Origin of the sequence: Aquitalea palustris, assembly GCF_003693445.1 — a bacterium.
Taxonomy (GTDB): domain Bacteria; phylum Pseudomonadota; class Gammaproteobacteria; order Burkholderiales; family Chromobacteriaceae; genus Aquitalea; species Aquitalea palustris.
Genome location: NZ_RFAR01000118.1, coordinates 1 through 14,973 on the forward strand (window position 1 = coordinate 1; position 14,973 = coordinate 14,973).

A 14,973-nucleotide genomic window follows, 5' to 3' on the forward strand; every position below is an offset into this window, starting at 1 on the left:
TGCGCACTTCGTCGGCCACCACGGCAAAGCCGCGGCCCTGCTCGCCAGCGCGGGCGGCCTCGATGGCGGCGTTGAGCGCCAGCAGATTGGTCTGGTCGGCGATATCGCGTATCACCTCGGTAATGCCGGAAATCTGCTGCGAGCGCTGCTCCAGTGCCGCCAGCATGCTTTCCAGCGAGCGAACCGACTGCACCGTGCTTTCCATGCCATCAGCCAGCTGCAGCATGCCCTGCGCGCCGGACTCCAGCCCGCTGCCGGTGGCGCTGGCCAGCTGGTCGGCCGCCCGCGCATTGTCGGCGATATGGGCGATGCTGACGGTAATCTGCTCCAGCGTGGCGGCATTGGACGAAGACATGTCGGAAATGCTGCGTGCGCTGTCTGCCACGCCCTGCACCTGGGAAGACACCTGGCCGACACCCGCCACCACCCCGCCGGCATTGTCGCGCAGGCCACGGAACAGCGTGGCCAGTTGCGTCACGAACTGGTTGAAGGCGCGGGCGGTGGCGGCGATTTCGTCCTGCCCGCCCTCCTGCAGCCGCAGGGTGAGATCGCCCTCACCGTGGGCAATGTCTTCCATGGCATTTTTCAAGGCCACCAGTCCGCCCAGCATGCGGCCCAGCAGCACCCCGACCAGTGGAATCAGCAAGGCAAACACCAGCACGCTCAAGCCGGCCACGGTCAGCAGCAGGGTATTGAGCGGTGCCAGGATGGCATCCTTGTGCGTGGCCAGCCCGATCAGCCAGTCGCTGTCCGGAATGCGCTGCACGGAGAGCAGCATGTCCTGATCGCCCATGCGTACCTGTTGCAGGCTGTCCGAACCCGCCAGCTCGGCCAGCTTGTCGGCGGTCAGCTCGGGGGCCAGCTGGCTGATGGGCTTGAGGGTGAGTCCCGCCTGCGGATGCGCCAGCACCTTGCCCTTGCTGTCGGCGATGAAGGCATAGCCATCGCCGCGAATCTGCAGCGACAGCACCGACTTGACCAGGCTATCGACAAAGACATCGCCACCGGCCACGCCAACCGGGCTGCCGCCATGGCTGATCGGAGCGGCCACGGTAATGGTGAGCTTCTTGCTGGCTTCATCGACATAGGGCTCGGTCACGATGGGCTTGCCGGCGGCCATGGCCTGCTTATACCAGTCGCGCTCGGTCACCTTGTAGTCGGCCGGGGCAGACCAGTCATCGGAAAACAGCGAGTGGCCATCGGCAAAGCCGGCGTAATTCACATTGAAACCCGCCTTGGCGCCCACCTTGAGAAAACGCAGGGCATCCGCCTCGCCCGCCACGCTGGCCTGGGCGGCGATTTCCTGTTTCTTTTCATCCAGCCAGGTTTTCACCACACTGCTCTGCCCCTTGAGCGCAGAGTCGAATTCGTGATTCAGCCCGCTGAGAATTTCTCCGCGCATCTGGATGAACACAATCAGCACCAGCACCAGGCCAAACAAGGCCATCAGCAAGGCATTGAAGGCAATCAGCTTGCTTCGCAAGGATTTCATGTTTCCCCCTCGGTTGGTTAAGAGCCGCTCACAAAACCTTGTAGCTAACCCGGCCAAGGCGCGCCGCCGCTGACAGTACAGGGTGCAGGGCAAGGCGGCGCAACGCTGGAGCGGGGGTTTTGTTATCCGGTCTAAGGGTCGAATTGTTTCAGCTCACCGTTAAAATCTCGTTCAGCCATGCGACATTTTGGCGGCAAGCACGCATGGCAATCATTAAATTATGAAAATCTAATTTACAGTTTGATCCAGCACAGCAAAGCAGCTGACCAGGGACCAACACGGGTACTGAACAATGAGAAAACAAGGCGGCACGGATCCCTGCCCCAGCAGGGCAAGCCGGCGACAAGACAGCGGGGGCGGCCAGATGGCAACGCGGGGAAGGCGGGAAGCAGGGCGACAGGCAAAAAAAATCCCCTGAGGGTTCTCAGGGGCCAACACGAGGAAGAAACATCTGGCTGGGGTTACCAGCTTGATGCTTCGAGGGGCTAACACCACAAAAGGCCTTGCGGCCTTCAGTGCGATGCACAATTTAGCGCAAAAGCTCTATTCTGTCCATTCAATTCAGCGGCTTAGAGCCGCTAACAAAACCCCCGCGCCTGCCTTGCGCCTCCTTGCCGTACTCTTTGTACGGTCTGCGTCGGCGCGCCTTGGCCCGGGTTCTCTACGCGCTTTTGTCAGCCGCTCTTAGCGCTCATGCCCACTGGTAATCCTTGAACATTTCACGCAATTTCATCTTCTGCAGCTTGCCGGTGGCGGTATGCGGCAGCTCGTCCAGGAACACCACGTCATCCGGCGTCCACCACTTGGCAATCTTGCCTTCGTAAAAGCCGATCAGCTCTTCGCGGGTGGCACTGGCACCGGGCTTGAGCACCACCACCATCAAGGGGCGTTCGTCCCACTTGGGATGCAGCACGCCAATAGCGGCGGCTTCGGCCACTGCCGGATGACCTACCAGGATGTTTTCCAGTTCGATGGAGCTGATCCACTCGCCGCCGGACTTGATCACGTCCTTGGTGCGGTCGGTGATCTTCATATAGCCATCGCGGTCAATGGTGACCACGTCGCCGGTATTGAACCAGCCATCCTCGGTATGCGAGTCGTCCAGTTCGCGCTTGAAGTAGCGCGACAGCACCCAGGAACCCTTGACCTGCAGATTGCCAAAGGCCACACCGTCATTGGGCAGCGGCTTGCCTTCGTCGTCGACAATGCGGATGGCCACGCCGTAAATCGGCCGGCCCTGCTTGGTTTGCAAGCCGCGCAGTGTCGGGGTGTCACAGCCCTTGTGCTTGAACTTGGGCGTGCTGGTGGTGCCGCAGGGCGACAGCTCGGTCATGCCCCACAGTTGGCGCAGTTCGGCGCCGTGTTCGGCCAGTTGGTCGACCATGCTTTCCGGTGCGGCCGAACCGCCAACGATGACGCGCTTGAGGCTGTGGATTTTCAGGTGATTTTTCTGACAATGCTGCAACAGCATCATCCAGATGGTGGGCACGCCGGCGGCCATGGTGACGCCTTCGGTCTCGATCAGCTCGTACAGGTTGACGCCATCCATCTTGGGGCCGGGCAACACCAGCTTGGCCCCGTTCATGGTGCAGCTGTAGGGCAGGCCCCAGCCATTGACGTGGAACATCGGCACCACCGGCATGATGGCGCCCTGGGCCGAGATATCCAGGCTGTCCGGCAGTGAGCTGGCAAAGGCATGCAGCACGGTGGAGCGGTGCGAATACAGCACGCCCTTGGGGTTGCCGGTAGTACCCGAGGTGTAGCACAGGCTGGAGGCGGTGTTTTCGTCGAAATGCGGCCACTGGTATTGGTCGCTGTGGCTGTTGACCAGGTCTTCGTAGCACAAGAGGTTGTCCAGCGTGGACTCGCGCGGCATGTGGGCGCGGTCGGTCAGCAAGACAAAATGCTGCACGGTGGTGAGTTCGGCGGCGATCTGCTCGACGACGGGCAGAAAGCTCAAATCGAACATCAGCACCTTGTCTTCGCCGTGATTGATGATGTAGCTGATCTGCTCGGCAAACAGGCGCGGGTTGACGGTATGGCAGATGGCGCCGGAGCCGGAGGTGGCAAAGTAGATTTCGTAGTGGCGGTAGCCATTCCAGGCCAGGGTGCCCACGGTATCGCCGTGCTGCACGCCAAGGCCGGCCAGGGCATTGGCCAGTTGCCGGGTGCGGCGAGCGGCTTCGCGGTAGGTATAGCGGTGAATCGGGCCTTCCACGGTACGCGACACGATTTCACTATCGCCATGGTAGGTTTCGGCATGTTGCAGCAGGGCGGAGATCAGCAGCGGCTGTTCCATCATTTGTCCACGCATCTTGTTTCCCCTCTATTGTCGTGGTTTGGAATGCATCAAAAGACCATAGGCATTCTGGGGCATTTGCTCCAATCATATTTTCTGATGCCATCCGGAAAGACCTGCTGATGAAAACAGAGGTTTACAGGGGGAGAGACAGGAAGTTTCCTAGCGCTTGCTTGGCAAGAAAGAGGACAAAGCACTGCTGTAGCAGGGCTAGGGCGGGCAAGCCGGCGCCACGCTGCGCGCAAGCCGCCTCGCCACTGCAAAGCCGGACGGCAAGCAGCTTGCCAGTTGGCCAGCCACAGTACTGTGCTGGCAATACAACAGCTGATGCGTTTTAGCTTTTTACCGGACGCTTGGCCAGCATGCGTTGCAGGGTACGACGGTGCATGCCCATGGAGCGGGCCGTGGCGGAAATATTGCCATCATGCTCGTTCAGCACCCGTTGCAGGTGCTCCCAGGTGACCCGGCGCAAGGACATCGGCTGCGGTGACAGCGGCAGCTCCGGATTGGCCATCACCTGCTGGCAGGCCGCCAGGATGTCATCCACGCCCGCTGGCTTGGCCAGGTATTGCACCGCGCCCAGCTTGGTCGCTTCCACTGCGGTGGCGATGCTGGCATAGCCGGTGAGCACCACCACGGCAGCATGCGGGTAGCGCTGCCGTAATTCGGGCAACAGCCGCAGGCCGCTTTCGCCTTCCAGATTCAGGTCCAGCAGGATGCGCAGCGGTGGCTCATCTCGCGCTTGCAGCGCGGCTTGGCCATCGGCAGCGCACTCCACACGAAAGCCCCGCCGCGTCAGCGAACGCGCCAGCACCGTGACAAAAGCCTGGTCGTCATCGACCAGCAGGAAATCCAGCGCCATTTCACTCCTCCTGTGGCAAGGGCAGCCGCACGCAGGCGTGTACGCCCCCCTCGGCACGGTTATCCAGGGTCAGCGTTCCACCCAGTCGCGCCAGCGTGGCATGGCTGAGCATCACCCCCAGCCCCATGCCGGCCGGCTTGTCCGAATCCAGCGGTGCCAGGCCGGCGCGTTGCAATTGCTGGGCGCTGAGGCAGCCTTCGCGATTGATGATGTCCAGCTGCAACTGACCGTCCAGCAAGGACGCAGTAACCGTCAGCTCGCCGCCACCAGCCTCGGCCGCATTGTTGATCAGATTGAAAAAGGCCGGCCAGAAGGCAGCATCCAGCCGTACCTGCGGGTCCGCACCGGCCGGAGCCTGCCAGTCCAGCCGCACATCCGGCCGCAGGCTGCGCCAACCGGACAGCTGCTGTGCCAGGGTGGCAAACAGCGCAATGGCGGCCCCCTGTGGCTGAATGCCCTGCTTCAGCCGTGCCAGTGCCTGGGCACAACTGCCCAGCTGCGCCTGCATCAGTTGCAGGTCCTCGCGCAGCGGCTGATCGGCGGCATGCTGCAACAGCATGTCTTCCACCAGCAGGGTCAGGGTATTGATGGGGGTGGACAGCGAATGCGCCGCGCCGGCCGCCTGCATGCCCACCGCCAGCAGTTGTTCATCGCGCAACTGGGTTTCCCGCGCCGCAGCCAGCGCCGCCTCACGCGCCGCCAGCTGGCGGGCCAGCCAGGACACAAAGCTGGTAATCAGCAGCGCCGACAGGGCAAAGGTCAGCCACATGCCCACCAGATGCAGGGAAAAGGCATACGCGGCATCGCTGCCCTGCAAAGGCCAGGGCAGATGCCAGCCAAACAGCGCGGCATAGGCCAGCATGCTGAGCAAGGACAGGCCCCAGGCAAACAGGCCGGGCGACAGCAGGGCGGCAAACAGTACCGGCGGCAAATACAGCGAGGCCAGCGGATTGGCCGCACCTCCGCTGAACGCCATGCACTCGGTCAGGGCCAGCAAGTCGGCCAGCAAGCCCAGCCGCAACAGGGGCAGGGCCGGGCTACCCTGGCGCAAGCGCTGGCTGAGTACTCCGTTGAACAAGGCCAGTGTGGCCAGCGCCTGCAACAGCAGCAGCCAGGGCAGCGCCAGGCCGGACAGTGCGCACAGCAGCAACAACAGACCACCGGCGGCCAGCATCAGCCAGCGCAGACGGGCGATCAGGCGCACCGCATCCGGCAGATCAGCTACCAGGCGAGAAGAAGAGGAAAACAGTTGGGCCAGCATGGCCGACACTTTAGCATCCCGCAGCGCCGATGGTGACTGCGACATAATGCCGCACGCCATGGCCGGCTGCGGGATCGGACCGTCCCCCTCACCACGGTGGCGAACCGCGACAGCAGCACCCTGCTCGTCGCCGCCCGGCCAGTCTGCTAGTCTTGCAACACTTTTTGTCGAACTGAGCCGGATGAAACATTTGAAACTCGCAGGCTGCGGCCTGATCCTGTTTATCGCGCTGGGGCCACTGGTAGGCTTGCTGGCCAGCGGGGTCATCCCCATGCTGGCCTACATCATCGGTGCCATGCCGGCCGCGCTGGCCGGCATGCTGCTGGTGCTGCTGCGCCTGTCGCTGGATGCCGGCATCAGCCGCTGGCAGCAAAACTGGCCGCGCTGGCGCCTGCTGGCGCTGGCTGCCCTGCCAGGCGCCCTCATCGGCGGCGTCGTCACCGTGTATTACAGCCGCTGGCTGCAACCGGCTTTGTACGACCCGCTGTTCAACTATTATGTCGGGGCCGTGGCGGGCGGGGTATGCAATGCCTTGTTCTGGCAATTGCGCAGCCAGGCCGAGCCAGAAGGCTGATCCACCGCACCCGGCAAGGGGCGATGGCCAAAAGAAAGCCCGCCGGGTCGGGGCGGGCTGCAACTCTTGGATGTACCGGGCAAAACCTTGGGCAACCCGGCTAACACTGACTCAGCCTACGCCATGCTGCTGTGGCCGCCAATGCGACAGATTGTCGCAGGCAACCACTTACTCAGGCCACATGCAGGCTAACCTGCAAGCCGCCCTCGGGGCGATTGGCCAGTTGCAGGCGCAGGCCGTGCAGGCTGGCAATGCGCTCGACAATGGACAAACCCAGCCCGCTGCCCGGCATATCCTGCCCGGGCGGACGGAAAAAGCGCTCATGCACCCGCGCCAGCCACTCCGGCGCAATACCCGGCCCGTTATCCCGCACCACAATGCCAGTCGCCGCCGCCTGCAGCTCGATACAGGCAGCAGCCGGGCAATAGCGCACGGCATTGTCCAAGAGATTGCGCAACATCAGGGTGAGCAAGGTGGCATCACCCGTCAGCGGCAAGACCTGTGCCGGACTGTCCTGCCAGTTCAACTGCAGTTGCATGTTTTTGTCGGCAGCTGCTGCGGCCACATCGGCCATGGCATCGCGGCATACCACGGCCCAATCCACCGGCTGCGCCGCAGGCAAGCCCTGCAGCGGGTCCAGCCGCGACAGCGCCAGCAATTGCTCCACCAGCCGCGTGGCACGGCCAATGCCCTGCTGCAGCAGCGCTAACGCATGCTGACGGCCGGCTTCGTCCGGCATCAGCGCCATCACCTCGGCCTGCACCTGCAAGGCGGCCAGCGGCGTGCGCAACTCATGCGCGGCATCAGCGGTAAAGCGGCGTTCGTGCTCCATGGCCTCGGCAATCCGCGCCAGCAGTGCATTCAGTGCACGCACCATGGGCAGCACCTCGCCCGGTACATTCTCCGGCAACGGGCTGCGCTCCTGCGGGCTGCGCCCGGCCAGATTGTCCGCCAGCAGCTGCAAGGGGCGCAGGCCCTGGCGCACCGCCCACAGAATCAGCAGCAGCAAGACCGGCAAACCCAGCAACCACGGCAGCAGCTGGCCCTGTATCACCTTGAGCACCACCTCGTGCCGCAGCTTCTGCCGCTGGCCCACCGCCACCAGTCGCGAGCCATCCGGTGCCGGCAGATAGAACAAGCGCCACTCGTCCGTGTCATCCTGGCCGCTGACCGTATAAAAACCGCGCCGGGCAGCATCAAAGCTGAAATGGCGCCCCTTGCCGTCACTCAGCAGCAAATCCCCGGCTTCATTCCATACCGCTACGCCGATGTCGTCGTCTTCCATCTCGCCACGGTCGCCGCCGCGAATCAGTTTTTTGGTCTTGGGCAAGACCGGCAGTGGGTCGTCACCGCGCTCGCCCATGTTGACGCTGAGCAATTGCCGGGCAAACAGGGTGAGCTGGGTGTCGTACAACTCGTCGACTTCGTGATGGGCTTCATAGGCTGCCACCGCCGTGGACACCAGCCAGATCAGCGGCACGGTAATCAGCAGCAGCACCGCCAGCCGGCGCTGCAGGGTTGGCCGCTGCCTCATTGCGGCTCGCCCAGTGCGTAGCCAACACCGCGCTGGGTGCGGATAAAGCCAGCCCCCAGTTTTTTGCGCAGGTGATGGACATACACCTCCACCGCATTGCTTTCCAGCTCCTGCCCCCAGCCGTAAAGCTTTTCTTCGATCAGCTCGCGCGACAACACCCGGCCCTTGCTCGACAGCAGCAGTTCCAGCAAGGCCAGCTCACGCGCAGTCAGTTCCAGAGCCTTGTCATCCAGCCAGGCCGTGCGGGCCACCGGATCAAAGCTCACCGCGCCATGCACCAGCCGGCTCACACTCTGGCCATGGCGCCGCCGAATCAACGCCCGCAAGCGTGCGGCCACTTCGCTCAAGGCAAACGGCTTGACCAGATAATCATCCGCGCCGGCATCCAGCCCTTGCAGGCGCTCATCCAGCGTATCGCGCGCAGTCAGCACCAGTACCGGCACATCCTGCCCGGCCTGACGCCAGGCGGCGAGGATGTCCATGCCATCCATGCCGGGCAGGCCCAGGTCCAGCACCACCGCATCAAATGGGGCCGCCGCCAGCGCAGCCAGCCCTTCCCGCCCCTGGCGAAACCAGTCCACCACAAAGCCCAGCTGGCCCAGCCCCATTTTCAGGCCGTCACCAATCAGCGGATCATCCTCCACCACCAATATGCGCATGTTTATTTCCTTGTTTCGCATGCCGGCCTGACCTGCTGCTCGCCATGCTGCGGCATGGGTTTGATGCCAGTCACCATGGCCTTGATCAGATTAATACCTCCCAACCGGCTCATCACCAGTGCCGCCAGTACATGCAGGCCGACACTGCCGATCAGGATATTGGCCAGCGCGCCGTGCAGTGCCTGCATGCCATCGTCCCCCCAGAAAGCGTCGGTGCCCAGCAGGTAGCCGGTGACAGCCAATCCCAGCACCAGCGCCATCAGCCACAACATCATCAAGGCGCCCAGCGGATTATGCCCGGCATGGGCATCCAGCCGCCCCTGGCGCAGGTCTTGCCAGTGTGCCCGCAAGCGGCGCGGCGTAGGAAAGAAATCAGCAAAGCGGGCAGGCCTGCTGCCGACAAAGCCCCACACCACCCGCGACAGCACCAGCACCGCAGCCAGATAGCCAGCCCAGCGGTGCGGGCCTTCGCCATCTTCCAGCACAAAATAATTGCCCAGCACACAGGCCGCCAGCGTCCAGTGAAATACCCGGACAAAACGGTCCCACACCTTGATTCCCTGGGTATTGTCAGCCATCAATCGACTCCCCTTCAGCAAAAGGACAGGCCGGCGCCAGCGGCAACCGGCCCTCCGGAACCGGGTAGGCCACCCGGCAGCAGCTTATTGCTGTACTTCGCTCTTCACCGGCTTGCCGGTCTTGGTGTCGAAGTAGATCTCCACCTTCTTGTCATTCTTGTTCTTGCCATAGATTTCATAGCACTGGCCGCTCACCTTGAACTTGTCGATCTTGTAGCCCTGGCCTTCCAGCTGTTTCTTGAAATCTTCCTGCTTGATCCACTCGCTCTTGGGGTGAGTTTCACACTTGGCAGAAGCAAATACGGCAGGAGCGGCGAAGGCAGCACACAGGGCAGTCAGCAGCAGTTTGTTCATTTCTCGAATCTCCAGGATTAAACCGGTTCATTCCGGCGACAAGGCCCATTAGAGCGCGTCTCGCTTAAATGCCGCTTAAACAGCCGATCTCTGGCACGGCGTCATCCGCGCGTCACCAAAGCCACATCGCGCTGTCATCTGCACCATGCAGCATGGCGCGGTACACCACGGCAGAACGGACCCGACATGCAGCCCGACACCGCCTCCACCAGCAGCCGCCACTACCGCGCCATCTGGATTTCCGATGTACATCTGGGCACCTCCGGCTGTCGCGCCGACCATCTGCTCGACTTCCTCAAGCACAACGAATCCGACTACCTCTATCTGGTAGGCGATATCGTCGACGGCTGGCAGCTGAAAAAATCCTGGTACTGGAAGCAAAGCCACAACGATGTGGTGCAAAAAGTGCTGCGCAAGGCGCGCAAGGGATGCCAGGTGGTGTATGTGCCGGGCAATCACGACGAGGCCGCCCGCCACTATGTGGGGCTGGATTTCGGCGGCATCGCCATCCGCCGCGAGGCCGAACACACCACGGCAGATGGCAAGCGCCTGCTCATCATCCATGGCGATGAATTCGATGGCGTCATCCAGCACATCAAATGGCTGGCCTATGTAGGCGACTCGCTCTACACCGTCATTCTGGAACTGAACCGCGGCTTCAACTGGCTGCGCAAGCAGCTGGGCATGCCGTACTGGTCGCTGTCGCAATACCTCAAGCACAAGGTAAAAAACGCGGTCAACTTCATCAGCGACTTCGAAAAAATCCTTGCCGGCGAAGCCCGCCGCCGCGCCTACGACGGCGTGATTTGCGGCCACATCCACAAGGCCGAAGTGCGGGATATCGACGGCATCCTGTACGGCAACAGCGGCGACTGGGTGGAAAGCCTGTCTGCCCTGGTGGAACACGCCGATGGCCGGCTGGAAGTGGTGTACTGGACCGAATTGCAATCCGCCCCCGAACCCACCCGCCGCAAAAACAAGCAAAGCGCCGGCGTGACACCGCCCCCCGCCGGCCAGGCAGCCGCCACCCAACCCGCCTGGCTGCCGCAACCGGCCACACCGGCCATGCTGACGCAGGCAGACACCACTGCCCAACTGTCCGACCCCACCCAGGAGACACCATGCGCATCCTGATCGTCACTGACGCCTGGAAACCGCAAGTCAACGGCGTAGTCCGTACCCTCACCGAAACCAGCCGCGAGCTGACCCAGTTCGGCCACCAGGTGGACATGATCACGCCGCTGGAATTCAAGACCCTGCCCTGCCCCACCTATCCCGACATCCGCCTGTCCATCCTGCCCTACCGCCAGGTAGCACGACGGATTGCCGAACTGGCGCCGCACGCCATCCATATCGCCACTGAAGGCCCGCTGGGACTGGCGGCACGCCGCTACTGCCTGCGCCACAAACTTGCCTTCACCACCGCTTATCACACGCGCTTTCCGGAATACATCGCCGCCCGCACCCGCCTGCCGCTGTCCATCAGCTATGCCTGGATGCGCCATTTCCACAATGCCGGCGCCGCCACCATGGTGCCCACCCAGTCCATTGCCGACGACCTGCGCGCCCGCGGTTTTACCAAGGTGGTGTTATGGAGTCGCGGCGTGGATACCAACTTGTTCACTCCCGGCGAACGCGACCGACTGGATGAAAGCACGGCCCCGCGCTTTGTCTATATCGGGCGGGTCGCCGTGGAAAAGAATATCGAAGCCTTCCTCAAGCTCGAGCTGCCCGGCAGCAAATGGGTGGTGGGCGATGGCCCGCTGATGGCCCGCCTGCAGCGCGACTATCCTGAAGTCCACTTTGCCGGTGTATTTCCACAAAACGAACTGGCGCGCTTCTACCGCGCCGCAGACGTGTTTGTCTTCCCCAGTCTGACCGACACCTTCGGCCTGGTACTGCTGGAGGCCATGGCCTGCGGCACGCCGGTAGCCGCCTATCCGGTGGCCGGGCCACTGGATGTAGTCGGTAACAGCGGGGCCGGCGTACTGGCCGATGACCTGCGCCAGGCCTGCCTGGATGCAATGAACATCGACCGCAGCCATGTGCGCCGGGTGGCCGAAGGGTTCTCCTGGGCAGCCGCCGCACGCCAGTTCGAACAGCACCTGCATCCCAATCCGCCAGAACGCATCGCCATCCTCAAACCACAGGCGGGTTGATACCGCCAGCAGCGCCGGCGTTGCAAAATGGCCGCAGCGCCCATGGCAGCAGGGGCAAGACTTCAGCACATTGCCATGGCCGCGCCGGCGCTGCGCTACAAAAAAAACTTGAGTCCGCCAGACACAGGCCTATACTGAAATCATTCAGTAACAGGGAGGGTTTGGGATGAGTCATTGGCCGGATTCCGACAACCTTGTTCAACCCTGTGCTCAGAACCCATCACCTTCTCAGGTTTGATGGCGGCTACTTCAGCGTAGCCGGGAGCACTACCAGCGTCCATCACGGATGCATCAACGACAGGTCGTCGGTAAGCCAGACACGAAACAACAGACTTTGCTTGAGCTTGATGAGTTAGCCGGGGCTTGAATGCCCTTATCCGCCACCCTAACAGGCAGCGATCATGATGTTACCGCCCATGCAACCAAGGGCATTGTTCACGTAATATCAGTGCTTTACGACTTATCTGGTGCTGTGCATACAGCCTGTTCTTTGGTAATGACCTGTTCGCGGTTTTGCAGAACATCGTTGGCAAACATGTTCGCCGCGGCTCGGGTTGCAGTCTTGTATGTGATGTTTGCGTTATCCCGCAAATCCTTCTGAAACATGCAGTGACACACCTCGGAGGGCGGCCAGTCAAGCCGCCCTCTTTCACATTCTATTCCTGCTGCTGCCTGATCCGTTCAATCACCACCCGTGCCAGATGCTGGGTTGTCACGCCGGGCGACATCACATCCGGCGTGGCAATGCCGTCCAGCAATGTGGCGTGTACTGCCTGCTCGATACGCAGCGCCAGTTCCGGCCGCTGCCACCATACCCGCAGCAGCATGGCCGCACTGAGGATGGCAGCCAGTGGATTGGCAATGCCCTGGCCGGCGATGTCCGGAGCCGAACCGTGCACGGGCTCGGCAATCGCTGCCGCGACGCCCAGATTCAATGAAGGCGCCAGACCCAGCCCGCCACCAAATGCCGCAGCCAGATCCGACAGAATATCGCCATACAGATTGGGTGCCAGCAGCATGTCGAAGCTTTCCGGAGCCTGCGCCAGGCGCAGGGCTGCCGTATCCACCAGCATTTCATCCACGGCAATATCGGTAAACTCCCGTGCCACTTCGCGCGCGCAGTCGCGGAACAGGCCATCGGTACGCGGCAGGATATTGGCCTTGTGAATGATGGTGATGCGCTGGCGGCCAGCATTGCGCGCCAGTTCGAATGCGCTACGCGCCACCCGCAGCGATGCCTTGCGGGTAATGCGCTTGATGGCCACCGCCACTTCACCGTCAGACTGCTCGTCACCGACATACAGGTCTTCGGTATTTTCGCGGACAATGATCAGATCAATGCCGCTACGGCTGCTGGCCAGCGGCAAACTGAGCGTGGGGCGGATATTGGCATGGCAGCCCAGTTCGCGGCGCAATTGCACAATGGGCGAGCGATAGCCCTCTACCAGCTGCATGGGCGAGCTGACAGCGCCAAAAAACACTGCCCCGCATTCGCGGGCAGCCACCAGGGTGCGCTCAGGCAGCGCCTTGCCATTGCGGCAGAACTCTTCCCAGCCCGCATCCGCAAACACCAGCTGCAAACCAGGCAGCACCGCCTGTAACACGCCCACCGCCACCGGCACCACTTCATGACCGATCCCGTCTCCAGGAATCACACACAGCTTCATCGCTCGCTCCGCTTTCTGTCTGCAGAACAGCAGATTGTACTCGCCAGGACATCAGCTGCCCAAAAATAATGACAATAGAATTCGACCCGAAAAAGGCTTGGTACACTGTCGGACAACAGCGGCCTGGCCAACACCTTTATGCACTAGCGCAGCGCGCAATACAATTTGCTGATCTAAATCAATCACCCATTAAGAACAATCAGGAATAAACACAGCGGAAAGAAATCGTTAGGGCTAGCCTATTGTTTAAGGTAACATCCTGTTCCAGTTGACTTTCCCACCAGGCCACATGCCTTGCGAGCCACAAGCAGCCACCGGGCCTGGCAGCGCGGCGATTTGATCATTATGTACAATGACATAGTGAGAACGGCTAGCAATGTTTAGTCAAGCGGACCCGAAAAGGGTAAAATCGCGGCAACCACTCATTCCTTGATTTCTTTTGGATAGCGAGCAGCAATTTATATGTCCTCCCCCAATCTGACCGCTGAAAAGGTCTTGTCGGTTCATCACTGGAACGACACCCTGTTCACCTTCACCTGCACCCGCGATGCCGGTCTGCGCTTCATCAACGGCCAATTCGTCATGATCGGCCTGGAAGTGAACGGCAAGCCGCTGATGCGCGCCTACTCCATTGTCAGCTCCAATTACGAAGAGCATCTGGAGTTCTACAGCATCAAGGTTCAAGACGGCCCGCTGACTTCGCGCCTGCAGCACTTGCAGGTTGGCGATACCGTGATGATCAGCAAAAAGCCCACCGGCACCCTGGTACAAGACAACCTGCTGCCGGGCAAAAACCTGTACCTGCTGTCTACCGGTACTGGCCTGGCACCGTTCATGTCCATCATCAAGGACCCGGAAGTTTACGAACGTTACGACAAGGTCATTCTGACCCACGGCGTACGCTGGGTCAGCGAGCTGGGCTATCACGACTACATCACCAATGAACTGCCGGAAAACGAGTTCTTTGGCGATATCGTGAAAGAAAAGCTGATCTACTATCCGACCGTGACTCGCGAGCCCTTCCGCAACCAGGGCCGCCTGACCGATCTGATCACCAATGGCAAGATGTGCGCCGATATCGGCCTGCCGCAGCTGAACCCGGAAAACGACCGCGTGCTGATCTGCGGTAGCCCGTCCATGCTGCACGACCTGTGCGAAATCCTGAATGGCCTCGGCTTCAAGGAATCTCCGCGCATGGGTGAGCCGGGCGACTACGCCATCGAACGCGCCTTCGTGGAAAAGTAATCCACTTTTCACTGGCAACAGACAAAACGCCATCCAGCCGGATGGCGTTTTTCTTTGCCTGCACGCAACAGCATCTTGCTGCAGGTGAAAATGACAGACGCAAAAAGGGAGGCCGAAGCCTCCCCTTACTTATTGCGAGCCAGACGCTGACGTCTGATTAGTTTGCTGCGGAAGCCGGAGCGGCTTTCTTGGCAGCGTGCTTTTTAGCGTGGTGTTTTTTGGCAGCGTGCTTCTTGGCCGGAGCGGAAGCATCAGCAGCCTGGGCTTTCTGAGCGGAAGCTTCTACTTT

General features: G+C 61.4%; 13 protein-coding genes. 4 read left to right on the forward strand and 9 right to left on the reverse strand.

Going from position 1 to position 14,973, the window contains the following annotated elements; all coding sequences use genetic code 11:
- The 4 genes from EAY64_RS19400 to EAY64_RS19415 all read right to left on the reverse strand — a co-directional run.
- Window positions 1-1,492: methyl-accepting chemotaxis protein (locus tag EAY64_RS19400; protein WP_103526363.1), on the reverse strand; the 1,492-nt coding region annotated here is incomplete at its 3' end.
- A gap of 691 nt (window positions 1,493-2,183) precedes the next feature.
- Window positions 2,184-3,806 carry a 3-(methylthio)propionyl-CoA ligase gene (locus EAY64_RS19405; protein ID WP_103526352.1) on the reverse strand — a complete coding sequence of 541 codons (1,623 nt, stop codon included), beginning with the start codon at window positions 3,804-3,806 and terminating at the stop codon, window positions 2,184-2,186.
- Between the two features lie 319 nt (window positions 3,807-4,125).
- Window positions 4,126-4,653, reverse strand: coding sequence for a response regulator transcription factor (locus EAY64_RS19410; RefSeq protein ID WP_103526353.1), 528 nt, complete (start codon window positions 4,651-4,653; stop codon window positions 4,126-4,128).
- A 1-nt stretch (window position 4,654) separates the two neighbouring features.
- On the reverse strand, window positions 4,655-5,914 hold the full coding sequence (locus EAY64_RS19415; protein ID WP_113024002.1) for a sensor histidine kinase: 1,260 nt from the start codon (window positions 5,912-5,914) through the stop codon (window positions 4,655-4,657).
- Window positions 5,915-6,095: 181 nt separating this feature from the next.
- Here EAY64_RS19415 and EAY64_RS19420 point away from each other — a divergent pair, with 181 nt between their 5' ends.
- On the forward strand, window positions 6,096-6,488 hold the full coding sequence (locus EAY64_RS19420; RefSeq protein WP_103526354.1) for a hypothetical protein: 393 nt from the start codon (window positions 6,096-6,098) through the stop codon (window positions 6,486-6,488).
- Window positions 6,489-6,660: 172 nt separating this feature from the next.
- Here the strand turns inward: EAY64_RS19420 and EAY64_RS19425 are convergent, their stop codons facing one another.
- From EAY64_RS19425 to EAY64_RS19440, 4 genes are all read right to left on the reverse strand, one after another.
- A complete protein-coding gene (locus EAY64_RS19425) occupies window positions 6,661-8,022 on the reverse strand; it encodes an ATP-binding protein (RefSeq protein ID WP_103526355.1) in 1,362 nt (453 codons plus the stop codon).
- The gene (locus tag EAY64_RS19430; RefSeq protein WP_103526356.1) at window positions 8,019-8,681 is read right to left on the reverse strand and encodes a response regulator; all 663 of its coding nucleotides are present in this window, start codon (window positions 8,679-8,681) and stop codon (window positions 8,019-8,021) included. The genes EAY64_RS19425 and EAY64_RS19430 overlap by 4 nt, the downstream gene beginning before the upstream one ends.
- Before the next feature lie 2 nt (window positions 8,682-8,683).
- A complete protein-coding gene (locus EAY64_RS19435; RefSeq protein WP_103526357.1) occupies window positions 8,684-9,259 on the reverse strand; it encodes a cytochrome b/b6 domain-containing protein in 576 nt (191 codons plus the stop codon).
- Window positions 9,260-9,343: 84 nt separating this feature from the next.
- A complete protein-coding gene (locus tag EAY64_RS19440; RefSeq protein ID WP_103526358.1) occupies window positions 9,344-9,613 on the reverse strand; it encodes a PepSY domain-containing protein in 270 nt (89 codons plus the stop codon).
- Between the two features lie 186 nt (window positions 9,614-9,799).
- On the opposite strand from EAY64_RS19440, the gene EAY64_RS19445 reads away from it, so the two are divergent.
- Window positions 9,800-10,747 carry a UDP-2,3-diacylglucosamine diphosphatase gene (locus EAY64_RS19445; RefSeq protein WP_103526359.1) on the forward strand — a complete coding sequence of 316 codons (948 nt, stop codon included), beginning with the start codon at window positions 9,800-9,802 and terminating at the stop codon, window positions 10,745-10,747.
- Window positions 10,735-11,772, forward strand: coding sequence for a glycosyltransferase family 4 protein (locus tag EAY64_RS19450; protein WP_103526360.1), 1,038 nt, complete (start codon window positions 10,735-10,737; stop codon window positions 11,770-11,772). The genes EAY64_RS19445 and EAY64_RS19450 overlap by 13 nt, the downstream gene beginning before the upstream one ends.
- A gap of 656 nt (window positions 11,773-12,428) precedes the next feature.
- On the opposite strand, the gene EAY64_RS19455 is transcribed toward EAY64_RS19450, so the two are convergent.
- Window positions 12,429-13,439, reverse strand: coding sequence for an isocitrate/isopropylmalate dehydrogenase family protein (locus EAY64_RS19455; protein WP_103526361.1), 1,011 nt, complete (start codon window positions 13,437-13,439; stop codon window positions 12,429-12,431).
- A 462-nt stretch (window positions 13,440-13,901) separates the two neighbouring features.
- Here EAY64_RS19455 and EAY64_RS19460 point away from each other — a divergent pair, with 462 nt between their 5' ends.
- The gene (locus tag EAY64_RS19460) at window positions 13,902-14,684 is read left to right on the forward strand and encodes a ferredoxin--NADP reductase (protein ID WP_103526362.1); all 783 of its coding nucleotides are present in this window, start codon (window positions 13,902-13,904) and stop codon (window positions 14,682-14,684) included.
- The last annotated feature ends 289 nt before the right edge of the window (window positions 14,685-14,973 follow it).